The sequence below is a fragment of the Streptomyces sp. NPDC037288 genome (assembly GCF_055603265.1).
In genome coordinates, this window is the sequence record NZ_JBVJVY010000002.1 from 1 (window position 1) to 22,028 (window position 22,028).

A 22,028-nucleotide genomic window follows, 5' to 3' on the forward strand; every position below is an offset into this window, starting at 1 on the left:
CGCAGCTCGAAGAGCTCGCCGGGGCGGGCGCCCGTGATCAGGGCGGGGACGACCCGGGAATCGGAGCAGGTGATGAACAGCACCTGCGGGGACTGGCCTTCGGCGAGTCTGGCGAACTCCTCAGGGCGCTGTCCGAAGGTACGGGCGTTGTCGATGAGGGGCTGCATATGCGTGAGTTCCTCCTGGCGCGCCGGCACGGGCGCGTCGGACTTGAACGACGTTTTGTGTGGGGGGAGTTACAGAGAGGGAACGCCGGTCAGCAGCGGAAGACCTGAAGCGCTGCCGGGGTGTGGGCTCTTGAGGTTCTGGCGGCACGGCCGTACGGCGCGCCGGGTGCGTCCGGCGCCTCGGCACCGGCCGCACGGCCGGCTATCAGCGCGGGCTGCTGGCCCCGGCCGCAGGCCGAGCCGCGCTGCCGGTCGCGGAGGTGCGGGGTGCTCATGGGCGCGCCCGAGCGGTTGGGGGCGCGGACCGAGTGCTTCTCCTCGTGCGCCGGCGGTACGGAGGACGGAATTCCGGACTCGGCGTTGGCCTGCGCCTGACGGACCGTGTGCGCGGGTGCGAAGGTTCCCGTCGGGGCGAAGAGCTGGAGCGCGAGCAGGATCACGGCGAGGAGGGTGAAGCGGGTCCGGGTCGTCGTACCTCGGAACATGCGCCCCCCTTCCGTCGCGTCGCGCTTCTAGTACAGACCAAGTCATGGTCAATGAATGGTCAAGAAGCACTTTAACCCTGCAAAGGCCTTTGCAGGGTTAACAGCGCGTTACGAACGCAAGAGAGAGTGAAAAGTGCCGGTCGCGTGGCGCGATCCCGCTCTTGACTATGAGTCGACGAGACCCTTCGCGTCGCGGGCCAGTGCGGTGAGCCGGGAGATCGCGCGGAAGTACTTCTTGCGGTAGCCGCCGTTCAGCATCTCCTCGCTGAACAGCTTGTCGAAGGGCAGGCCCGAGGCCAGAACGGGAACCTCGCGGTCGTAGAGCCGGTCCGCCAGCACCACGAGCCGCAGCGCGGTCGACTGGTCCGGCACCGGCCGGACGTCGGTCAGGCACACCGCCCGCAGTTCGTCGGTCAGCGCGCCGTACCGGCTCGGGTGCACCTTGGCGAGGTGCTCCAGCAGGTGCGGGAAGTCGTCGAGCGAGGCGCCCGCGGTGGCGTAGGCCGCCTTCGTCACCTCTTCGTCGGTGAACGGCTTCGGCGCCTCGGGCAGACCGCGGTGGCGGTAGTCCTCGCCGTCGATGCGCAGGGCGCGGAAGTGGGCGGACAGGCCCTGGATCTCGCGCAGGAAGTCGGCGGCGGCGAACCGGCCCTCGCCCAGCTTGCCCGGCAGCGTGTTGGAGGTGGCGGCCAGCGCCACGCCCGCCTCGACCAGCTTGCCGAGCAGCGTCGACACGAGGACCGTGTCGCCCGGGTCGTCCAGTTCGAACTCGTCGATGCACAGCAGGCGGTGGTCGGAGAGCGTCCGCACGGTCTGCTGGAAGCCGAGGGCACCGACCAGGTTCGTCAGCTCCACGAACGTGCCGAACGCCTTGAGGGAGGGCTCGGCGGGGGTGGCGTGCCACAGGGAGGCGAGCAGATGGGTCTTGCCGACGCCGTAGCCGCCGTCCAGGTAGACCCCGCGCGGGCCGGCCGGCACCTTGGGCGCCTTGGCCCTGCCGAAGCCGAAGAAGCCGCGCCGGCCGGCGCCGGAGGCGTGCGCGCCGCCGAGCCCGGCCGCGAAGCCCTCGAGTATCTGCACGGCATCGGTCTGGCTGGGCTGGTTCGGGTCCAGTATGTACGTCGAGAAGCGGACCGAGTCGAAGCGCGGTGGCGGCACCATCTCGGCGACCAGCCGGTCCGCGGGGACGTGCGGCTCGCGGGCGCACAGGGAGAGGGGGCCCGCGTCGGTCAGAGGGCTGGATCCGGGGGCGGTGGTGGAGGACGACACGGTTATCCATGCTAAGCGCCGTGTCACACTGCACGACATGCGACGCCTGTTCCCTGTGACCGACGAAACAGCAGCCCGGGCCTTCGGAGGGACGAGCGAGGGCGAGGGGGTGAGACGGGTGGCCGGGGCCGGTGCGGGCGAGGTGCCCGGAGCGCACGCCGGCAGCGCGCTCGTCGACCGTGAGTGGAGCCTCGCCGAGCTGGCCGCCGCCTACGCCTACCCGGAGCCCGTGCCGGGGGCCCCGCGGCCGTGGCTGCGGGCCAACATGGTCTCCTCGCTCGACGGTGCCGCTCAGCACGAGGGGCGTTCCCAGCCCATCTCCAGCGCCGCCGACATGCGCATCTTCGGCACGCTGCGGGCTCTCGCGGACGTGATCGTGGTGGGCGCGGAAACGGTACGGCAGGAGGGGTACCGCCCGGCACGCGCGCGTGCCGAGTTCGCCGACGCCCGCAAGGCCGCCGGACAGGGCCCGGCGCCGGTGATCGCGGTCGTCAGCGCGAGCCTGGAGCTGGACTTCTCGCTCCCGCTGTTCACCTCGCCCCTGGTGCCCACGCTGATCCTGACCGGGGCCGCGGTCGCCCCCGACCGGGTCGCCGCCGCCGAGAAGGCCGGCGCCAGGGTGCTGGTCGCCGGTGAGGGCACGGGCGTCGAGCCCGCGCGCGCCGTCGGTGCCCTGGCCGGCCTCGGTCACACCCGGCTGCTCACCGAGGGCGGTCCCCGGCTGCTCGGCCAGCTGATCGCCGACGAGGTGCTGGACGAGCTGTGCCTGACCCTCTCGCCCATGCTCACCGCGGGCGACGCGCAGCGCATCGCCGGGGGGCCGTCGGTCGCCGTGCCGCACCGGTTCGCACTCGCGTCCCTCCTTGAGGAGGCCGGATTCCTGTTCGGTCGTTACCGTCGGTCCTGAATCGGCGGAATATACCGTTCCGTTTAACTTCCGGCGGGCAGACTTAGTCCGGCACAACCCGTGCGATCACGGGGCAGGATGGTTTCCGCAGGGGCCTTGCCGGGGCCCACGGAGGAGAAGAGGCGTTCGGTGTTCACAAGCGTTCTGATGATCGAGAAGGCCTTGACGTCCGCCGACGTGGAGTTCGTCACCACCTTGCACGGAGACGAGGCGGTCGCGTTCCACGTGCTCCTCCAGCCGCGCGGCGACCAGGCGGACCGCCTGCTGCGCGCCATCGACGACATCGCGCTCGGCGAACTGGACGAGGCGGTGCGGGAGGGCGAGACCCCCGAGGGGGAGGACGCCAGGAGTGTCGGACAGCGGGCGCTGGACGTTTCCGTACAGGCCCTGCGGGCGGCCGGGAGCGACGCGGAGGGCCGGCTGGTCGAGGACCACCCGCTGGACGCGCTGAAGTCCCTCGTCGCCGACGTCGACGCCGACGAGGTGATCGTCCTGACCGACCCCCACTACGTGGAGGAGTTCTTCCACCGGGACTGGGCCTCCCGGGCCCGGCACAAGGTGGGGGTACCGGTGCTGAAGCTGTTCTCGCACAGCACGGCGTAGTGACCTGGGCTGTCAGAGAGAGCACGGGGCTCGGCATAGGCTAGGCCTGCTTCAGCCCGCACCGTGATCCTGGGAGAACCACATGGCACCCGGCCTTCCTACCGCCATGGACCGACCGCACTTCATCGGCATCGGCGGCGCCGGGATGTCGGGGATCGCCAAGATCCTCGCGCAGCGCGGGGCCGAGGTCGCCGGCAGTGACGCCAAGGAGTCGGCGACCGCCGAGGCCCTGCGGGCGCTCGGGATCACCGTGCACATCGGGCACGCCGCGGAGCACCTCGCCGACGGCGCGAGCTGTGTCGTGGTGTCGTCGGCGATCCGCCAGGACAACCCCGAGCTGGCCCGCGCGGCCGGGCTGGGTATCCCGGTGGTGCACCGCTCCGACGCGCTCGCCGCCCTGATGGAGGGGCTGCGCCCGATCGCCGTGGCCGGTACCCACGGGAAGACGACGACCACCTCGATGCTGGCCGTCTCCCTCACCGAGCTCGGTCTGAAGCCGTCGTACGCCATCGGCGGCGACCTCGACGCACCGGGCTCCAACGCGCTGCACGGCGAGGGTGACATCTTCGTCGCCGAGGCCGACGAATCCGACCGCAGCTTCCACAAGTACGCGCCCGAGGTCGCCATCGTCCTCAACGTCGAGCTGGACCACCACGCCAACTACGCCTCGATGGACGAGATCTACGAGTCCTTCGAGACCTTCGCCGCGAAGATCGTCCCCGGCGGCACGCTGGTGATCTCCGCCGACCACGAGGGCGCGCGGGAGCTGACGCGGCGGCTGGCCGGGACGGTGAAGACGGTGACCTACGGCGAGGCCGAGGACGCCGACGTGCGGGTGACCGCCGTCGTACCGCAGGGGCTGAAGAGCCGGGTCACCGCGCTGCTGGACGGGCAGGAGCTGACCTTCACGGTCTCCGTGCCGGGGCGGCACTACGCCCTCAACGCCGTCGCCGCGCTCACCGCCGGCGCCGCGCTCGGCATCCCGGCCGCCGAGCTGGCGCCCGCGCTGGCCGCCTACACCGGGGTCAAGCGGCGCCTGCAGCTCAAGGGCGAGGCCGCCGGGACGCAGGTGATCGACTCCTACGCCCACCACCCCACCGAGATGACCGCCGACCTGGAGGCCATGCGCGCCGCCGCCGGCGACTCCCGCATCCTCGTCGTCTTCCAGCCGCACCTGTTCTCCCGCACGCAGGAGCTGGGCAAGGAGATGGGCCAGGCCCTCGCCCTCGCCGACGCGTCGGTCGTGCTGGACATCTACCCGGCCCGCGAGGACCCGATCCCGGGCGTGACCAGCGAGCTGATCATCGAGGCCGCGCGCGCCGCCGGTGCCGACGTCACCGCCGTGCACGACAAGGTCGAGAGCCCCGCGGTGATCGCGGGAATGGCGAAGCCCGGCGATCTGGTTCTCACCATGGGCGCGGGCGACGTGACCGACCTGGGCCCGCTGATCCTGGACCGCCTGTCGCAGTAAAGGAGCTGAGGCTCATGTCGTACGACGTCGAGAAGCCGGACGAGCAGTGGCGCGCGGAGTTGAACCCGGCCGAGTACGCCGTGCTGCGGAAGGCCGCCACCGAGCCGGCCTTCACCGGTGAGTACACGGACACCAAGACCGAGGGTGTCTACTCCTGTCGCGCCTGCGGTGCCGAGCTGTTCACCTCGGACACGAAGTTCGCGTCGCACTGCGGCTGGCCGTCCTTCTACGACCCGAAGGACACCGACGCGGTGGAACTGGTCGACGACCGCTCCCACGGAATGGTCCGCACCGAGGTGCGCTGTGCCCGCTGCGGCTCCCACCTCGGGCACGTCTTCGAGGGCGAGGGGTATCCGACCCCGACCGACCAGCGGTACTGCATCAACTCCATCTCCCTGCGGCTGACGCCCGCCGAGGACTGACCTGCCCGGCGGCTGCGCCAGGGTTTCGATCAATCGGCGCCCTGAATCTTGAAAAAGACGTGCCCGATGGGGCGCGTCCGGTCGAAGATGAACGCCGTCGGGCAGGGGAGCGGGAGAGGCGGCGGAGCGTGGGTACGGACGGCCACCACGATCCGGGCACCGGCCTGCCCGCTCCGCGGCGCCCGGGCCGGCCGGGGACCGCTCCCGTGGGGCGGCGGGGCGCCGCTGTCCGCAGGGCGGTGCGCGGGTCCTGGGGGAGGGTCGGTGGCCGGTGCGCGCGCTCGCCGATCGATGGCCCGGTCCACTGCCTCGGCTCGACGGTTCCCGTCCAGCGCGTCTGCCGCGACGCACCGCCGCGCCCTGTCCCGGAGCCCCGGTTCGTCCTCCGGACCGTCACGCGGGTGGCGCCCCCGAGCGCTTCGTCCCGCCCGTGGCGACCGCCGCGCAGGGGCACCGGGCGCACGGGGCCGTCGAGGGCGGTGGCACGGACGAGGCTGGTGCCCGAGTCGCTCCGGTTTGAGATTCTGTGAGGGTGTTGGGTGTGGCGCGCTGGATCCAGTCCCGTCGCAGGCCCCAGCCCGCCGGCGGCGACCGCCACCGCGAAGACGGTGGCGGTCGCGAGGGAGCCGCGCCGTCCGCGCCGTCCGCGCCGTCCGCGCAGGCTGCGCAGGCCGCGGAGGGTGTGGCGGTCGGCGACGGCGTGGAGACCGGTGTGCGGCTGGGCATGTTGCGGGAGGCGCTCGCAGGGGTCGGTACGACCTCCGACGAGGCCACGACCTGCGCCGAGCTGACCCGGGTCGCCGTACGGCTGGCCGGCGGCACGGCCGCCGTGATGCGCCGGACCGGTCAGACCGTCTCCGGGTACGAGGCGGTCACCGGGGACGCCGACGCGCTGCCCGAGGCCGGCTGGGCCGCCGCGGTGGCCCGTGAGGCGGGCGTACCGGCGCTCGCCGCGCAGCCGGAGCCATGGCTGGAACACGCGGGCGGCACCGGGACCGCGATCGCCCTGTGCGCGCCGCTGACCAGCGGAGAGGACGCGTACGGCGTCCTGGTGTGGGCGCGTCCCGGGCCGCCGCCCCTGCGTCCTGCGGAGGCCGAGCTGCTCAGCCTGCTCGCCGAGCGCGCCGCCTCCCACATCCGCCACGCGCGCGACTACGCGAGCGTCAACCGCACCGCCGGCGACGTGCAACGCGCCCTGCTCTCCGAGCCCGGCCGCCCGCACCCCAACCTCGACATCGCCATCCGCTATCTGCCGGCCGGCGGCGGCGTCCTGGTCGGCGGCGACTGGTGCGAGACCGTACGGCTGCACTTCGGGCGGACCCTGCTGGTCGTCGGTGACGTCATGGGACACGGCCTGGAGGCCGCCGTCGACATGAACGCCTACCGCTCCTCCCTGCGCTACATCGCCGCCGCCGATCTGCCTCCGCACCGGGTGCTGCGGCAGATGGACGACATCGCCTCCCGGGAGGCGGAGCTGCGGCCCGCCACATGTCTGCTCGCCCGGGTCGACCCGGGGCGCCGGCAGATCACGCTGGCCAGCGCCGGGCATCTGCCGCCCGTGCTCATCACCTCCGGCGGCGAGGCCTCGATCGTGTCCGTCCCGGTCGGACCACCGCTGGGGACCGGGCTCGGCGGGTACGAGTCCACCACCCAGCAGCTGGAACCGGGGCAGACGCTCGTGCTGTTCACCGACGGGCTGGTGGAACGCCGGGGTGAGGACATCGACCGCTCGCTGGCCCGGCTGTCCGCCGTCCGTTTCCCTGCCGGCGCCGGGCTCGACGACGTTCTGGACACCATCCTCGGCCGACTGGACGCACGGCACGCGGAGGACGACGTCGCCGCGCTCGCCGCGCGGCCTCACAGCCGACAGGGGGGTTCGGCCGACGCGGTCTCGCCGTAGGGGTGCGGGCCGTCCGGCGGGTCCCGGTCCGTCGTGGTGTCGCGCGCCGGTGGCCCGACCGGTCACGCGCCGCCAAATCGCTGAAACACTCGCGGTCTAGACTCTTCCCGCAACGGCCTGCGCATCGACGACCGTGGCCGGAAGCGGGCGGAAATCCGCCAAACCCGGAGGGCACTCGGCGTTTTGATACGGATAGATTCAGTCACGAAGCGGTATCCGGACGGCACGGTCGCGGTCGACCGGCTGTCGCTGGAGATTCCGGACCGCGCGATCACCGTCCTCGTGGGGCCCTCCGGCTGCGGCAAGACGACGACCCTGCGGATGATCAACCGGATGGTGGACCCCACCGAGGGCAGCATCCTCCTCGACGGCACGGACATACGGCAGCAGCCGGTCAACACCCTGCGCCGTTCGATGGGTTACGTCATCCAGAACGCCGGCCTCTTCCAGCACCGCACCATCCTCGACAACATCGCCACCGTGCCCCGCCTCCTCGGCCGGACCAAACACAAGGCCCGGGAACGGGCGGCCGAGCTGATGGAGCGGGTGGGGCTCGACACCTCGCTCGCCAAGCGGTACCCGTACCAGCTCTCCGGCGGCCAGCAGCAACGCGTCGGAGTCGCCCGGGCGCTCGCCGCCGATCCGCCGGTGCTGCTGATGGACGAGCCGTTCTCCGCCGTCGACCCCGTGGTACGCAAGGGGCTCCAGGACGAACTGCTGCGTATCCAGGAGGAGTTGGGCAAGACCATCGTCTTCGTCACGCACGACATCGACGAGGCGATCAAACTCGGCACGATGGTCGCGGTGCTGCGCACCGGCGGGCGGCTCGCCCAGTTCGCACCGCCCGCCGAACTGCTCAGCGCGCCCGCCGACTCCTTCGTGGAGGACTTCCTCGGCGCCGACCGCGGCATCCGCCGCCTGTCCTTCTTCCCGTCCACCGGCCTGGAGTTGCAGACGTCGCCGGTCGTCGCGCTCGACGCCGACGCCGCACAGCTCGCCTCCCTCGCCGACGCCCCCTACCTCCTCGTCACCGACCCCGACGGCAGGCCGCTGGGCTGGAGCGAGCCGGACCGGCTCACCGCCGGTGCCATCGACCCGGAGCAGCTCATCGACCAGGGACGCCCGTTCGTGCCCGGCACCGACTCGCTGCGCACCGCGCTCGACGGGGCGGTGCTCTCCCCGACCGGCTGGGCCGTCGCGGTGGACGGCGACGGACGCGCCGTCGGCGTCGTGTCCCAGCAGGTCATCGGCGAGGCCATCCGCGCCGCGCACAGCCGGGTGGCACACCAGGCAGGGGTGAAGGCCGCACGATGAACGGCTTCTTCGACCTCCCGAGCGACCTCCAGCACAGCTACCTCGGCCTCGTCGGCCTGCATCTGCGCGAGGCGCTGATCCCGGTGCTGGCCGGCCTGATCGTCTCGCTGCCCGTCGCCCAGCTGTGCGTGCGCTTCCGCTGGATCTACCCGCCCGTCCTCGGCGTCACCACCGTCCTCTACGCCATCCCGTCCCTGGCCTTCTTCGTCGTGCTCATCGACTACTTCGGGCAGAGCGAGACGACGGTGATGATCCCGCTGGCGCTCTACAGTCTGGTGGTGCTTGTCCCCGCGATCGTGGACGGCGTCCGCTCGGTACCGCAGGAGACCCTGGCCGCCGCCGAGGCCATGGGCCTGGGACCGGTACGCCGCTACTTCCAGGTGCAGTTGCCCATCGCCGTACCCGCGATCATCGCGGGCCTCAGGGTGGCGACCGTGTCGAGCATCTCCCTCGTCAGCGTCGGCATGCTCATCGGCAACCAGGGCGCCCTCGGCAACATGCTCTACGACGCCCAGACCTACCACCGGCCCGCCCTGGCCGTGAACTCCGTCCTGACCATCGCCGTGCTCGGCATCCTCGCCGACGCCGTGCTGGTCCTGGTCCGCAACCTGCTCACCCCCTGGATGCCGCGGAAGGGAACCGCCCGGTGAACGTCCTCGACTTCGCCCGCGCCTTCTTCGGTGACAGCGCCCACTGGCACGGCTACGACGGCATTCCCACCCGGTTCGCCGAGCACCTCAGGTTCTCGCTGGAAGCCCTGCTGATCGCCGCCGCGATCGGACTGCCCGGCGGGCTGCTCACCGGACACTACGGACGCGGCGGCAACGCCCTCGCCCTGATCGCCACGGCGGGCCGGGCCCTGCCCAGCTTCGGTCTCCTGGTCCTGATGTTCCTTTGGATCGGCTTCGGTCTGCTGCCGGTGATGATCCCGCTGGTCGTGCTCGCCGTACCGCCGATCCTGGTCACCACCTACGAGGCGATCCGTTCCGTCGACCCCTCGCCGGTGGACGCCGCCCGGGGCATGGGCATGTCCGAGGCGCGGGTGCTGTTCCAGGTGGAGTTGCCGGTCGCGCTGCCGCTGATCCTCAGCGGCCTGCGCACGGCGGCCATCCAGATCGTCTCCACCGCCACCATCGCCGCGTACGTCAGCCTCGGCGGCCTCGGCCGGTACATCATCGACGGCCTCTACCAGAAGAACTACGAGAAGGTCGTCGGCGGCGCCACGCTGGTCGCCGGACTCGCCCTGGCCACCCTCGTGGTGTTCTGGGCCGTGTCCCGGCTCACGGTGTCACCAGGGGTGCGCCGGAGCGGCTGACGCCCACGGCCCGGTGCGGGCGGGCCGGCGTCAGACCGTCACCCTGCGCACAACCGGCCGCGGATCGAGGCCGATCGGTGATCCGTGGCCCTTGACTGACCGTGAACCGGCTGGATTGGATCGGTGCGTGACTTCCACCAACCGCATCAGCAGGTCCATCCGGAGGAACCGAGGCGCGGCGGTGGTCGCCCTCGCGGCGGCGACGGCTCTGCTGGCGGGCTGTTCCTCCCACGGCACGTCCGGCAACCCCCTGTCGGACGACAGCAAGGCGAGTGGCGACACCGTGGTCGTCGGCTCCAACAACTTCCCCGAGAGCACCCTGCTCGCCGACATCTACGGCGAAGCCCTCAAGGCCAAGGGCGTCAAGGTCTCGTACAAGCCGAACATCGGCAGCCGCGAGACCACCTACGGCCTGATCAAGAACGGCTCCATCTCGGTGCTGCCCGAGTACAACGGCGCGCTGCTGGCCTACCTCGACGCCAAGGCGAAGCCGAAGACGGCCGAGGCCACCACGACGGCCATCGAGGCCAAGCTGGGCTCCAGGCTGACCCTGCTTCAGCCCGCGGCGGCACAGTCCAAGGACTCGGTCACGGTCAACGCGGCCACCGCGAAGAAGTACGGCCTCACCGGGAAGTCGTCCATCGCCGACCTGAAGGGCGTCGCGAAGGATCTGGTGATCGGCGCCTCGCCGGAGTTCCAGACCCGGCAGCAGGGCCTCGTGGGCCTGAAGTCCGTCTACGGGCTCGAGTTCAAGTCGTTCCGGGCACTGGACGCGGGCGGCCCGCTCACCCAGGCGGCGCTGAAGAAGGACGCCGTACAGGCCGCGGACCTCTTCACCACCGACCCGACCGTCTCCAAGGAGAAGTTCGTCGTCCTGCAGGACCCGAAGAACCTCTTCGGCTTCGAGAACGTCCAGCCGCTCGTCCGCAAGAACGCCCTGCCCAAGAAGGGCGTCGACGCGCTCGACGCGGTCTCGGCCAAACTCGACACCGCGACCCTGCTGGACCTCGACACCCAGGTGCAGGCCCAGAACAAGGACCCGCTGGACGTGGCCAGGGCCTGGCTGCGGTCCGCCGGCCTCACCTGACGCCCGGTCCTTCGTCTGCCTGTGGGATTTCCTCAGGAACGGTGGCGCTGATGGAAGAAATCCGCAAGCGCGCCGCTCCTGGTGGAGCCCGCCTCCCCTGACCTCTCACGCTGGCCCGGGGCCGGTTGCCGGTCCCGTAGCGAGCGTGAGAGGAACTCCATGATCACGGAACGCGTGGCCGCCGCCACTCCCTGCCGCAGGCGCTGGCCCGGCCTGGCCGCCCTGCTGCTCGGCGAGGCGATGAACCTGCTGGACGCCACCGTCGTACAGGTGGCTGCACCGGCCGTCCATGCCGACCTGGGCGGGCCGGTCTCGGACGTGCAGTGGTTCGGCGCCGCCTACACCCTGCCGTTCGCCGTGCTGCTGATCACCGGCGGGCGGCTCGGGGACATCGCCGGCCGGCGCCGGATGTTCGTCCTCGGCGTCACGCTGTTCACTGCGGCGTCCGTCGCCTGCGCCCTGGCGCCGTCGCCGGGGCTGCTCATCGCCTTCCGGGCCGTGCAGGGCGCCGCGGCGGCGCTGATCATTCCGCAGACCATCGGCCTGATCAAGGCGATGTTCTCCGGGGAGGAGACGGCGAAGGCGCTGGGCAGCATCGGACCGGTGATGGGCCTCGCCGCCGTCTGCGGCCCCGTCGTCGGCGGTGTGCTGACGCACGCCGACCTGTTCGGCTCGTCCTGGCGGTCCGCGTTCCTCGTGAACGTGCCGGTGGCCGCGGTGGTGCTGGGCCTCGCCCGGAACCTGCCGGAGAACCGCGCCCCGCACCGCCCGGCCCTCGACTGGCCCGGCACCGCCCTGGCGGCGCTCGGCACGGGACTCCTGGTGTACCCGCTGATCGGCGGCGACCTCCGCCAACTCGCCCTGCGCGACTGGCTGTCGCTCGGCACCGGACTGCTCGTGCTCACCGGTTTCGCCCGGCACCAACGGCGCGCGGCCCGTCCCCTGGTGGAGCCCAGCCTGTTCACCCACCGCGGCTTCCCGGCCGCTCTCGTCACCTCCACCGCCTTCTTCGCGGTGACCAACGGGCTGACCGTCGTGGTCGTCCTCCAGCTCCAAATGGACGCCGGCACAGGTGTCCTGGCGTCCGGGCTGAGCCTGCTGCCGTGGTCCGCGGGACTCGCCCTCGCCTCCTGGTGGGCGGGCTCGCGGCTGGTACGGCGGTACGGACACCGGGTCATGCCGTACGGGCTCGGGGTGCTGCTGGCCGGACTGCTCGCCGCCGTGGCCGCGTACCGGACGACCGCGCCGGGGCACTACCCGGTCGCGCTGCTGCCCGCCCTCGCCCTCGTCGGCCTCGGCGCCGGCCTGTTCACACCCGCCTTCTTCACCCTCGCCCTGCGACCCCTGCGCCCGCACGAGGTCGGCTCGGCGGCCGGGCTGCTCAACGCGGTGCAGCAGCTGGGGGCGACGCTGGGGGTGGCGGTGCTGGGAAGTGTGTACCTGGCCGGGAAGGGCCTTGGCGCATCACAGGCGGCTTGCTGGGCGGCGGTGGTCCTGCTGGCCGTGGCCTGGGCGGCGAGCGGCAGGGTCGGGACGGAGGAGGGGGCCACAGCTACGGTGCGACGCTGACGCGGCCGGCTGCAGCTCCCCAGGAGCGCGGGGACCGCGCGGCCTCCCTCCCCCCCCACGCACCCGCAGCCGCGTACGGTCTCACCCGGCAGGACCTCCGCGTCGTAGCCGAGCCAGATCCGTCAGTACGGGACTCGCCGCCTTGAGCGTGCGCAGCACCGGGCTGGTTTCCAGCGCGTCGATCTCCGGCAGCGCCCCCAGCCGGCGGGTGAGGTAGCGGTGCAGGTCGGCCGGGTCGCGGCACAGGGCCTGGGCGACCAGGTTGGTGCGGCCGGTCGTCGCGGCCACGAAGGCCAGTTCGTCATGGCCGGCCAGCGCGACGGCGACCTTCTCCTGGTCCGCCGGCCGCACCGACAGCCACAGCAGGGCCCGGGTCCGCACCCCGAAGAGTCCGGCGTCCACCTCCACGTCGAAGAACAGCGCGCCCGCCGCGCGCAGTTCGGCCAGCCGCCGGGCCACGGTCGCGGGCGACCATCCGGTCACCCGGGCCAGCTCCCCCGGCCCGGCCCGGCCGTCCCGCTCCAGCGCGGCCAGCAACGCGCCGTCCTGCGGCCCCGGCTGCCGTACGGCCTCCGCGCTCTCCCGGTGCTCCAAGGCCGCCTGCTGCCGCTCGTCCAGGGCCCGGGCGCTGCGCCGCCAGTTGGCGGGGCCGCCCAGGTAGGTGTGCAGCAGACAGTGCGCGGAGACGGCGGTGATGCCGCCGGTGCGCGGGACGTCGTGCAGCAGGAGGGAGCCGGGGGAGGCGTCCTCGGCCGGGGCGTGGATCACCGCCGTGATCTCCGTGCCCCCTGAAGTCAGCTTCACCCAGGACGTGTCCGGCCGCCGCACCAGGGCCGTGGCGATGTCCTGCGCCGAGCGTGCCGTCGCCGTCAGCCGGACCAGCCACTGCGTGCGGCCCGCCCGGTCCGGGTCGGCGAGGCCCACCACGCGCAGCCCGGCCTCCGTGCGCAGCCGGCGGTAGCGGCGGGCCACGGTCTGCGCCGAGACCCCGAGCACCTCGGCGATGGTGCTGAACGGCGCCCGGCCGTCCAGGTGCAGGGCGTGGATGAGGGCACGGTCGAGATCGTCGAGCATGCCCCCATCCTGCCCTCGGCGACAACGCCCGTACGGCTCAGAGGTCGAACTCGTGCGGCGGCAGGTCCAGCGTGTAGCACGCCTCGCGCACCACGGCCTGCTCCGTCTTGTCGAAGTCGCCGTCCGCGCCGCCGATCACGATGCCGATCTGGATCACGGCCCGCGCCTCGGCCGGCTTCTTCTTCGCCTTGGCGATCTCCTGCAGCACGCTCACCTTGCCGAAGGCGAAGTCGGTCGTCAGCTTGCTCAGGTTCTCCTCGAAGCGGCGCCTGAGGTCGTCCGCCGGGAAGTTCTGCAGCACCTCGTTCGTCGCGATGAGCTGGGCCACCCGCTGCCGCTCCGAGGGATCCACCGTCCCGTCGGCGGCGGCCACGAGCGCGCACATCGCCATGCTCGCGTCGCGGAACGCGCCGCTCTTCAGGTCGTTCTTCTTCGCCACCAACTGGGTCTGCATCTGCGACGCGGACTCCTTGACGCGGTCCCACAGGGCCATGCGCACTCCTCATGTCAACAGCCGGGCGCCGCCACGGCACACCGGCGCAACTTCTACAACACCGTAGAAACTCACGAGGCGGCCGGGAAGTTCCTGCCGACCTAGACTGAGTCCCCGCACACGGACCGAACACGGGACGACACCGAGGAAGCAGAGGAAGGCGACAGTGGCGACAGCGCCCGGCACCGGCCACCAGGACCCCTCCGCCGAGGTGCTCACCGAGGCGGCCGCCGCCTTCGGACTGCTCGCCTCACCGGCCCGGCTGCACATCGTGTGGGCGCTGATCCAGGGCGAGAGCGACGTCACCGGGCTCGCCGAGCGGGTCGGCGGTGCGCTGCCCGCCGTCAGTCAGCACCTGACCAAGCTGAAGCTCGCCGGACTCGTCCGCTCCCGTCGCGAGGGCCGCCGCCAGGTGTACTTCGTGGACGCCGCCGGACAGGCGGCCGTCGTCGACGTCGTACGCCTGCTCGTCGGCCGGCTCACCGAACGGGACGCGGCCGCCGCGGTCCCGGCCCGCCGCCTCCGCGGCCTCTGACCCGGTGTCCGGAACGTCCCTCCAGGTGCTGCGGCGCCTGGACACCGGCCCGCGCGGACTCACCGACGCCGAGGCCGCGGCCCGGCTCGCCGCCCACGGCGACAACACCCCGCCCCGCCCGCACACCCCGTCGTGGCCCCGGCGCTGTCTGCGCGGCCTGCGCGAGCCGTTCACCGCCGTCCTGCTCACCCTGGGCCTGGTCTCGGCGTTCGTCGCCTCCCGGGGCACCGCCGCGGTGATCCTCGCCCTGGCCGCCGTCAGCTGCGCACTGCGCGCGGCGGGCGAGCGCCGCGCCGACCGCTCGCTCACCTCCTTGCGCGAACTGGTCGTCGGCACGGCCACCGTGCTGCGCCGCACCGACGACACCGCCGCACCGCGCGCCCACGAGGTACCGGTGACCGACCTGGTCCCCGGCGACGTCGTACGGCTCGGCCCCGGCGACCTCGTCCCCGCCGACGTACGACTGCTCCGTGCCCGAGGGCTGACCGTGCGCCAGGACGCGCTCACCGGCGAGTCCGCGCCCGTGCCCAAGGCCGCCGCCGACCTGCCGGAGCCGCACAGCGAGTCCACGCAGTGCTTCCAGGGCAGCGCGGTCGTCGCGGGCAGCGCGACCGCGGTCGTCGTGGCGACCGGGGCACGTACCCGGTTCGGCGCCGCCCAGCGGGCGCCCGAGCCGCGCGAGCCCAGCGCCTTCGACCGGTCCGTGCGCGGCATCGCCTGGGTGCTGGTCCGGTTCATGCTGCTCACCCCGCCGCTGGTGCTCATGGCGGGCGCGGCGCTGTGCGGCCGGGGCCTGCAGACGCTGCCGTTCGCCGTCTCGGTGGCCGTGGGACTGACCCCCGAGATGCTCCCGGTGATCGTCACCACGTGCCTCGCGCGAAGTGCCGCCCTGCTGGCCCGGACCCGCCGGGTCGTCGTACGACGGCTGCCCGCGCTGCACGACCTCGGCGCGATCGACGTGCTGTGCGTGGACAAGACCGGCACCCTCACCCAGGACCGGCCCGTCGCCGCCCGCTCCCTCGGACCCGACGGCCGAGACGACCCGGAGGTGCTGCGCTGGGCGGCCGTCGGTGCCTGGTGGACCCTGCAACTCGCCGAACTGCCCGCCCCGGACGCCCTCGACGAGGCCCTGCTCGACGTCGCGGGAGCCGTGGGCGAGGAGTACGACGGACTCGCCGCCCTGCCGGCCGCGCCCGGCCGGCGCCTCGCGACCGCCGTCCTCGCCGCCCGCCCCGGCCACCACCTGCTGATCACCACGGGAGCCGCCGAGGACGTCCTGGAACGCTGCGACCTGCCGGTCGGCGAGCGGCAGCGGCTGCTGGCGCTGGCCGCACGCGAGGCGCAGACCGGACAGCGCGTACTGGCCGTCGCCACCGCCGAACGGCCCGCCCGCACCCGCCCGTACACGCCCGCCGACGAGCGCGGGCTCACCTTCCGCGGCCTGGTCACCTTCCACGACGAACCCACCCCCGGCGCCGCCGACTCCCTGCGCGCCCTCACCGCCCTCGGCATCCGGATCCACGTCCTCACCGGCGACCATCCCGCCACGGCGGCCCGCGTCTGCCGGGAACTGGGTCTGGAGGTCGGCGAGGTACACAGCGCCAGGGGCGGCGGGGGAGTGCTTCGCGTCGACGAGGTGCGGGGCGGTCCTGGCGGGGCTTCGGGCGGCGTACGCGAAGTCCGGGACGGCGCCGGCCGGTTCGCGGTCGAGGAAGCCGGGGGGTTCCCGGCCGGGGCCACCACGGTTGTGGCCCGCTGTACTCCCGAGGACAAGGCCCGGGCCGTCGCGGGGCTGCGTGCTGCCGGACACACCGTCGGCTTTCTCGGGGACGGCGTCAACGACGTACCCGCGCTGCTCGCCGCCGACGTCGGCATCGCGCCGCGCGGAGCCGTCGCGGTGGCCCGGGAGAGCGCCGACGTCGTGCTCGCCGAGAAGGACCTCACCGCCATCGGACACGCCGTCACGGCCGGCCGGCACAGCAGCGCCAACATCGCCGCCTATCTGCGCGTGACCCTCTCCTCCAACCTCGGCAACGTCCTCGCCATGCTCGCCGCCGGACTGACCCTGCCCTTCCTGCCGATGCTCCCGGTCCAGGTGCTCGCGCAGAACCTGTGTTTCGACACCGCCCAGCTCGCCTTCGCCCACGACCGCCCCGCCCCGCACGAGCTGCGCCGGCCCACCGTGCTGCGGCCACCCGCCTTCCTGCGGTTCATCACCGGCTTCGGCGTGCTCAACGCCGTCGCCGACCTCGCCACCTTCGGCGTCCTCGCCCTCGCCCTGAACGGCCCCGACGCCCTGGACGACCAAGCCGTGTTCCACTCCGCCTGGTTCACCGAGAACCTGCTCACCCAGGCACTGGTGATGCTCCTCCTGCGGGACGGCCGGCGCCTCGCCTGCGGCGGCCGGCCCGGTCCGGTCGGCCGGGCCGCCGCGCTCCTCGCCGCCGTCGGACTCGCCGTACCGCCCAGTCCGCTGGGCGCCGCGCTCGGCATGACCGCCCTGCCCGCCGCGTACCACCTGCTGCTCGCCGCCGTTCTCGGCCTGTACGCCCTGGCGCTCACCGCGGCGAGGATCCGCCACGCGCGGCGCCGGCGGTGAGTTCCGGTCCCCGAAGAAGGGGCTGATCACCGCCGTCGTGCTCCCCCCGCTTCGGGGCAAGTCCATGCGCAGGGCGACGAAGGACGAGAACGGCGCGCCGGGCTCCGCCGGCACGCCCAGTTGGCCGGCGGAGTCCTTGATGCGGTGCTGGCCGGCCGGCGGATACAGCCTCGTGCCTCTCACGGCGCCCGGCCGAAGGCTGAACCGGCCGAACGCCGCCGCACGGCCAGGTGACCCCGCCTGAGCCCCTTCGCACCGACAGGGGGCCGTGCCCTCCGCCCCCTCCGTTCCGTCAGACCGCCGTACTCTCCGCCGCCTCCGCCACCGCGCCCGCCCTCGCCTGCTTCTGCTTTCGGCGTGTGCGGCGGCTGACGCGCGGCTGCTGGTCGGGGAGCCAGCCGAAGGTGAGGCAGCTGCCGGTGATGCCGAGCAGGAGGCCGACGAAGAAGCCGCCGAGGTTGGAGGTGACCCAGGTGCCGAGGGAGACCAGGACGCCGGTGAGGGAGTAGAACAGCCGCTGCGCGGGGTTGAAGAGGATCAGCAGACCCAGGAGCGCCATCAGCGTCGGCAGCAGGTAGCCGGCCAGCCCCTGCACGCCGATGTGCATCACGACCTTCAGCGAGGCCTTCTCGGTGAACAGGATCTCCCCGCCGGCCAGGGCGAGCAGCAGCCCGCCCCAGAACGGCCGACGGGCCCGCCAGCCACGGAAGGCCGCCCGCGCTCCCTGACGTGGACGGTCGGTCACCCGGATCAGCAACCCGAGCCGCTGAAGCGCAGATTGAGACCGGGAAGCTTGAACACCCCGGCGGTCGTCGCGTAGTTCGTCTGCCGCAGTTTCCCGATGTGCACGGTGTCGGCCTGCTGGCTGAAGACGCCGATCGGCCCCTTCGCGTTCGCCTTGTTCAGCGTGCTGGCGTCGTTGCCGATCTCGATGTTCTTGAACGCCGCGTTGCCGGACAGTTCGGTGGAGTCGGTGGTGAGGTCGCGCGCGACCACCTTGTCCGCACCGCCTCCCGCCGTGATCAGCAGATTGGTGCCGCCTAGGTCGACGCTCTGGCACAGCTTGGTGAGCGTGGCCTTTTTGATCGCGGAGGTCACCACCAGCACCTGGCCGCCGCTGTCCCCGGCGTTCGGGCTGCCGTCGGCCATGTTGTCGAGGCCGCCGAACTGCTCGAAACCGGTTCCGTCGAGTTCCGTCGCGGTGACCGTGAACGGCATTCCGGAGATCGCGAACTGCACGCCCAGCGCCCCCTGTGCGGTGAGCACCGCGAGACCGGCGGCGACGAGCGTGGCGGGTACCGCCATCACCGCGGCCCGGCGGGCCCGGACCCGGCCCCGTCTCTCGGCGCCTGCGGCGGTCCCGGCCTGTTGGGCTTCGGATGGTGAACCGTTTCCCGGGTTCTCGGGTGTGTTGCCGGCGGACGGGACGTCCGGGGACGAGGCCATGTCTGCTCCCATGGGCATGGATCAATGCGGGCTGGGCTTCAGCGGCGCGGTGTCCTGGCGCGGACAGCGACTGCCGCGTACGCCTCCTCGCACCCCGGCGGAGCAAGGGCTTTCTCGTTACGCGGCGGTAGCCTGCGAGGAAGTTACCGCCGGTTACTTTTAGGGGTCAAGGGAGTTGTGAAAAAAGGGTGTCGGATGTGCGCGGGACGGCGACCGCACGCCACAACTGCCCCTGGGCATCTTGACGTTGACGACCGATCAGGTCTACAAATTCCCCTGTTTCAAGGATCCGTGGCGCCGGATCCGGCGAGCGGTACCGGCCGTGTCCCCGGCCGTCTCAGCCGACCGCTCACCCCAGCCCGGGGAAACCGCTCACATCGGTGCGGCTGCGCACGACCATTCCTCCCTGGTCGTGCCCGGCCGTTCCCGGCTGCCGCCGGCTGTCTGCCGCCGGACCGGCCGAAGGCCTTCCCCCGGGCCTTCGGCCGGTGCCCGGGGCCTTGCGCCGGTGCCCGGGGCCCTTGGGCCGTTGTCCGGGCTGCCGCCGTCGCCGGTCCGTCGCGTACGGAGAAGGCGCCACGGCCCTGCGCCGGCGGCACCCCGCACACCACCCGCGCCACCCTGACCGCGCAGATCTCACGGCGCCACCGCCACCCCCCACCCACCTCACCCGGACCCCACCCAGGAAAGAGGCACCCGCATGCGCACCCGATCCCTCCTCGCCCTTGCCGGCACCGCCACCGCGCTCGCCCTCGCGGTGGCCGCCCCCGCCTCCGCCGACGGCAGCGCCGTCCTCACCACCGGCAGCGCGGGCGGCACCGCCGTGGCGACCGGCGACACCCTCACCGCGCCCCTGGCCTCCGGCACGTCCGCCACGCTCTACTCCAGTGCGACCGGCACCAGCGGCGTCACATGCACGTCCTCCCAGTTCACCGCCACGGTCACCGGCAACCCGACCGCCCCGGGCACAGCCACCGAGTCCGTCACCGGGCACACCTTCGACCCCAGCTCCTGCACCAGCAACGTCACCGGTGTCACCGGCGTGAGCAGCATCACCGTCGACCACCTGCCCTACACGGCGACCGTCGCCTCCGACGGCACCCTCACCGTGTCGCCGCCCAGTGGCTCCACCATCCAGACCACGGTCAAGCTGCGCACCCTGCTGGGCACCATCACCTGCGTCTACCAGGCGCCCGGTCTGACCGGGAAGACCGACAACACCGACAGCGGCATCGGGTTCGTCAACCAGCAGTTCACCAAGTCCTCCGGTTCGTCGCTGTGTTTCGCGAACGGCTACTTCACCGCCAAGTACGCGCCCGTGACGGACGGCGGCGCCCGGGTCTACGTCAACTGAGCTGCCCGTACGCGGAGTTCAGCGGCGTCGTAGCCGCACTGCGAGCGCGGCGCCCCCGGTGAGCACCAGCACCGCGGCGGCGCCGCCCGTCAGTACGGGCGCCGAGGGGCCGGAGCCCGCCCGCGAGCCCTCCGCCACCGGTGTGCCGGCGACGGAGGGAGCCGGACGCGCCGTCGCCGCCTTCGCGGCCCCTGCCCCCTTCGCCCGCTTCTCTGTGAACACCACGTCGGAACACGAGTAGTACGTGTCCGGCGTGCTGCTGTTCTGCCAGACGGTGTACAGGATCTGATGCCCTGTCCGGTCGGCGGGCAGCGTCGCATCGATGTGATACGCCCCGTTCCGCAGCGGCGGATCGGTGACCCGGATGAAGGGCCGCTCCGGCAGATCGGACCACGCAAGCGGTTTCCGCGGGTTGTATCCGGGCTTGGTGAGGTACAGCCGGAACGTCCCCGTGTGTGCGATCGTCGAGGCGTACGTCATCTTCAGCCTGCCGCCGGGCGTCAGCCGGGTCGCCGGCCAGTCGGGCCGGGCCAGGTCCAGGCCCCGGTACGCCGGCAGGTTCCCGCTGCACAGTCTGCCGTCCGGAATCACCTGCCGGTCGCGGCCGTTCACCCCGGCCACGCGCAGGTTGTCCCACGCCGTGAACGGAGCGCCGTTCGCCGTGACCGCGGCCCGGCAGGCCGCCGAGCGGGTGGCGTCGCCGCCCTCGGGGGAACAGGCGTAGACCCGGCTGACCGGGTCCGTGGGGGCTCCATGCGCCTGGGCAGACCCCGCCGCCCACGACAGGAGCAGGAGCGGGGCCGCGGCGGCGGCCGCCACGACGCTCAGGCGGGCGGTCGTCCGGGTCGTCCGAGTCATCCGGGACCTCTCCTCGGCGGCGCGGGAACGGGGGTCTGCGGCGTCCAGTACGGCGGAGCCGGTCCGTGCGTTCAGCCGGACCGGCGCATCAACCGTTCAGCCGGACCGGCGCAGCGACGATCGCGAACCGGCGCATCGGTGATCCGCGAACCGGCGCATCGGTGAGCCAGGGGCGTGAAAGCACCGACCGGTTGGGATGTTTCGCGCCTGCTTCCAGACCCCGTTGAGGAGCCGGCCGTCGGCCTCGTATCGTGGCGATCATGGGTCCGGCACCCGCCGCCCCGCGGCTGCCGAGGACAGTCGGGCAACGAAGGGAAGGAACCGCTCTGGTCTCGTCCGCTCACGGACCGCCGAGGAACCGTCCGCTGCCCGATCCGCCGGTGACACGTGTCGCGCCCATGGCCCACGCCCCGGACTTCCGCTGCACATGGGTGAGTTATCGTGTGCAAGGGGTTAAAACAAACCGCATGTCCCGTTCGTTCGAGTCGCGAGGAGGGGTCCCAGGATGGCGAGGCAGTTACGCGCCGAGCAGACCCGGGCAACGATCATCACGGCCGCTGCCGATCTGTTCGACCGGCACGGCTACGAGTCCACCAGTCTGAGCGACATCGTCGCACACGCGAAGGTCACCAAGGGCGCCCTGTACTTCCACTTCGCCGCCAAGGAGGACCTCGCGCACGCCATACTCGAACTCAACGCCAGGGCCGCGTGGAAGCTCGTCGCCGAGGTCGAGCGTCGCGGCTACTCCTCGCTGGAGGCTCTGATGCGCGCCACGTTCGGGGTCGCCCGGCTCGCCGTGGAGGACCCGGTGCCGCGCGCCGCGCTCCGCCTCGCGACCGCCGACGTCGCCGTACGGCCGCCGCTGCGGCACCCGTTCACGGAGTGGCTGGACTTCGCGACCCGGAAGTTCACCGCGGCCGTCAGAGAGGCCGATGTGCACAGCGATCTCGACGTCGGTATCGTCGCCCACTCGCTCGTCGCCTTCTTCGTCGGCACCCGGGTCGCCGGCCGCTCGCTCGAACCGGTAGGACGGCTTCCGCGCCGGGTCGCCGAGATGTGGCACCTCCTGATCCGGGGCCTGGTCCCGGTGCACCGCCGCCCCCGTTACGTCACCCTCGCCACGCAGCTGGAGCGGGAGATCAGAACCGCCTGACGCCCGC

At 72.5% G+C, this 22,028-nt stretch carries 22 protein-coding genes; 14 read left to right on the forward strand and 8 right to left on the reverse strand.

From position 1 onward, the window contains the following. From ACZ7GZ_RS02370 to zapE, 3 genes are all read right to left on the reverse strand, one after another. The coding region (locus ACZ7GZ_RS02370) for a carbonic anhydrase (RefSeq protein ID WP_471020764.1) at positions 1 to 167 on the reverse strand (167 nt) is incomplete at its 3' end. A gap of 89 nt (positions 168 to 256) precedes the next feature. Beyond that, positions 257 to 652 (reverse strand): hypothetical protein, encoded by a 396-nt coding sequence (locus ACZ7GZ_RS02375; RefSeq protein ID WP_471020207.1) that lies wholly within the window; start codon positions 650 to 652, stop codon positions 257 to 259. A gap of 165 nt (positions 653 to 817) precedes the next feature. Then, a complete protein-coding gene (zapE, locus tag ACZ7GZ_RS02380) occupies positions 818 to 1,921 on the reverse strand; it encodes a cell division protein ZapE (protein ID WP_471020209.1) in 1,104 nt (367 codons plus the stop codon). A gap of 37 nt (positions 1,922 to 1,958) precedes the next feature. Between zapE and ACZ7GZ_RS02385 the strand changes: the two genes are divergently transcribed. From ACZ7GZ_RS02385 to ACZ7GZ_RS02430, 10 genes are all read left to right on the forward strand, one after another. Then, complete coding sequence (locus tag ACZ7GZ_RS02385; RefSeq protein WP_471020212.1) at positions 1,959 to 2,828, forward strand: pyrimidine reductase family protein; 870 nt, start codon at positions 1,959 to 1,961, stop codon at positions 2,826 to 2,828. A 129-nt stretch (positions 2,829 to 2,957) separates the two neighbouring features. Continuing rightward, entirely contained in the window at positions 2,958 to 3,431 is a 474-nt protein-coding gene (locus tag ACZ7GZ_RS02390) for an indole-3-glycerol phosphate synthase (protein ID WP_471020215.1), read from the forward strand. 82 nt (positions 3,432 to 3,513) lie between these two features. Continuing rightward, a complete protein-coding gene (gene murC / locus ACZ7GZ_RS02395) occupies positions 3,514 to 4,902 on the forward strand; it encodes a UDP-N-acetylmuramate--L-alanine ligase (RefSeq protein ID WP_471020217.1) in 1,389 nt (462 codons plus the stop codon). 14 nt (positions 4,903 to 4,916) lie between these two features. Next, positions 4,917 to 5,324, forward strand: a complete 408-nt coding sequence (gene msrB, locus ACZ7GZ_RS02400) for a peptide-methionine (R)-S-oxide reductase MsrB (protein ID WP_471020220.1) — start codon at positions 4,917 to 4,919, stop codon at positions 5,322 to 5,324. Between the two features lie 541 nt (positions 5,325 to 5,865). Continuing rightward, complete coding sequence (locus tag ACZ7GZ_RS02405; protein ID WP_471020222.1) at positions 5,866 to 7,224, forward strand: PP2C family protein-serine/threonine phosphatase; 1,359 nt, start codon at positions 5,866 to 5,868, stop codon at positions 7,222 to 7,224. A gap of 183 nt (positions 7,225 to 7,407) precedes the next feature. Beyond that, entirely contained in the window at positions 7,408 to 8,538 is a 1,131-nt protein-coding gene (locus ACZ7GZ_RS02410) for an ABC transporter ATP-binding protein (protein ID WP_471020225.1), read from the forward strand. After that, a complete protein-coding gene (locus tag ACZ7GZ_RS02415; protein WP_471020227.1) occupies positions 8,535 to 9,188 on the forward strand; it encodes an ABC transporter permease in 654 nt (217 codons plus the stop codon). Before ACZ7GZ_RS02410 ends, ACZ7GZ_RS02415 begins: the two co-directional genes overlap by 4 nt. Next, positions 9,185 to 9,853 (forward strand): ABC transporter permease, encoded by a 669-nt coding sequence (locus ACZ7GZ_RS02420; protein ID WP_471020230.1) that lies wholly within the window; start codon positions 9,185 to 9,187, stop codon positions 9,851 to 9,853. The genes ACZ7GZ_RS02415 and ACZ7GZ_RS02420 overlap by 4 nt, the downstream gene beginning before the upstream one ends. A 127-nt stretch (positions 9,854 to 9,980) precedes the next feature. After that, entirely contained in the window at positions 9,981 to 10,940 is a 960-nt protein-coding gene (locus ACZ7GZ_RS02425) for an ABC transporter substrate-binding protein (RefSeq protein ID WP_471020233.1), read from the forward strand. Positions 10,941 to 11,099: 159 nt separating this feature from the next. After that, positions 11,100 to 12,509: an MFS transporter gene (locus ACZ7GZ_RS02430; protein ID WP_471020236.1), complete on the forward strand. Its 1,410-nt coding sequence runs from the start codon at positions 11,100 to 11,102 to the stop codon at positions 12,507 to 12,509. An 81-nt stretch (positions 12,510 to 12,590) separates the two neighbouring features. On the opposite strand, the gene ACZ7GZ_RS02435 is transcribed toward ACZ7GZ_RS02430, so the two are convergent. Both ACZ7GZ_RS02435 and ACZ7GZ_RS02440 read right to left on the reverse strand, forming a co-directional pair. Beyond that, on the reverse strand, positions 12,591 to 13,583 hold the full coding sequence (locus ACZ7GZ_RS02435) for an Lrp/AsnC family transcriptional regulator (RefSeq protein ID WP_471020239.1): 993 nt from the start codon (positions 13,581 to 13,583) through the stop codon (positions 12,591 to 12,593). Positions 13,584 to 13,620: 37 nt separating this feature from the next. Continuing rightward, positions 13,621 to 14,076 (reverse strand): tellurite resistance TerB family protein, encoded by a 456-nt coding sequence (locus ACZ7GZ_RS02440; protein ID WP_451007245.1) that lies wholly within the window; start codon positions 14,074 to 14,076, stop codon positions 13,621 to 13,623. Positions 14,077 to 14,242: 166 nt separating this feature from the next. Between ACZ7GZ_RS02440 and ACZ7GZ_RS02445 the strand changes: the two genes are divergently transcribed. Together ACZ7GZ_RS02445 and ACZ7GZ_RS02450 are read left to right on the forward strand one after the other, a co-directional pair. Then, positions 14,243 to 14,611 (forward strand): ArsR/SmtB family transcription factor, encoded by a 369-nt coding sequence (locus ACZ7GZ_RS02445; RefSeq protein ID WP_471020241.1) that lies wholly within the window; start codon positions 14,243 to 14,245, stop codon positions 14,609 to 14,611. 4 nt (positions 14,612 to 14,615) lie between these two features. Continuing rightward, positions 14,616 to 17,210, forward strand: coding sequence for an HAD-IC family P-type ATPase (locus ACZ7GZ_RS02450; protein ID WP_471020244.1), 2,595 nt, complete (start codon positions 14,616 to 14,618; stop codon positions 17,208 to 17,210). A 292-nt stretch (positions 17,211 to 17,502) separates the two neighbouring features. Here the strand turns inward: ACZ7GZ_RS02450 and ACZ7GZ_RS02455 are convergent, their stop codons facing one another. Beyond that, the gene (locus ACZ7GZ_RS02455) at positions 17,503 to 17,955 is read right to left on the reverse strand and encodes a DUF6114 domain-containing protein (RefSeq protein WP_471020245.1); all 453 of its coding nucleotides are present in this window, start codon (positions 17,953 to 17,955) and stop codon (positions 17,503 to 17,505) included. Positions 17,956 to 17,960: 5 nt separating this feature from the next. After that, positions 17,961 to 18,656: a DUF6230 family protein gene (locus tag ACZ7GZ_RS02460; protein ID WP_471020247.1), complete on the reverse strand. Its 696-nt coding sequence runs from the start codon at positions 18,654 to 18,656 to the stop codon at positions 17,961 to 17,963. A 700-nt stretch (positions 18,657 to 19,356) separates the two neighbouring features. Here ACZ7GZ_RS02460 and ACZ7GZ_RS02465 point away from each other — a divergent pair. After that, entirely contained in the window at positions 19,357 to 20,010 is a 654-nt protein-coding gene (locus tag ACZ7GZ_RS02465) for a Tat pathway signal sequence domain protein (protein ID WP_471020248.1), read from the forward strand. An 18-nt stretch (positions 20,011 to 20,028) separates the two neighbouring features. On the opposite strand, the gene ACZ7GZ_RS02470 is transcribed toward ACZ7GZ_RS02465, so the two are convergent. After that, positions 20,029 to 20,868 (reverse strand): lytic polysaccharide monooxygenase auxiliary activity family 9 protein, encoded by an 840-nt coding sequence (locus ACZ7GZ_RS02470; RefSeq protein WP_471020250.1) that lies wholly within the window; start codon positions 20,866 to 20,868, stop codon positions 20,029 to 20,031. Positions 20,869 to 21,373: 505 nt separating this feature from the next. Here ACZ7GZ_RS02470 and ACZ7GZ_RS02475 point away from each other — a divergent pair. Then, complete coding sequence (locus ACZ7GZ_RS02475) at positions 21,374 to 22,021, forward strand: ScbR family autoregulator-binding transcription factor (RefSeq protein WP_471020253.1); 648 nt, start codon at positions 21,374 to 21,376, stop codon at positions 22,019 to 22,021. The last annotated feature ends 7 nt before the right edge of the window (positions 22,022 to 22,028 follow it).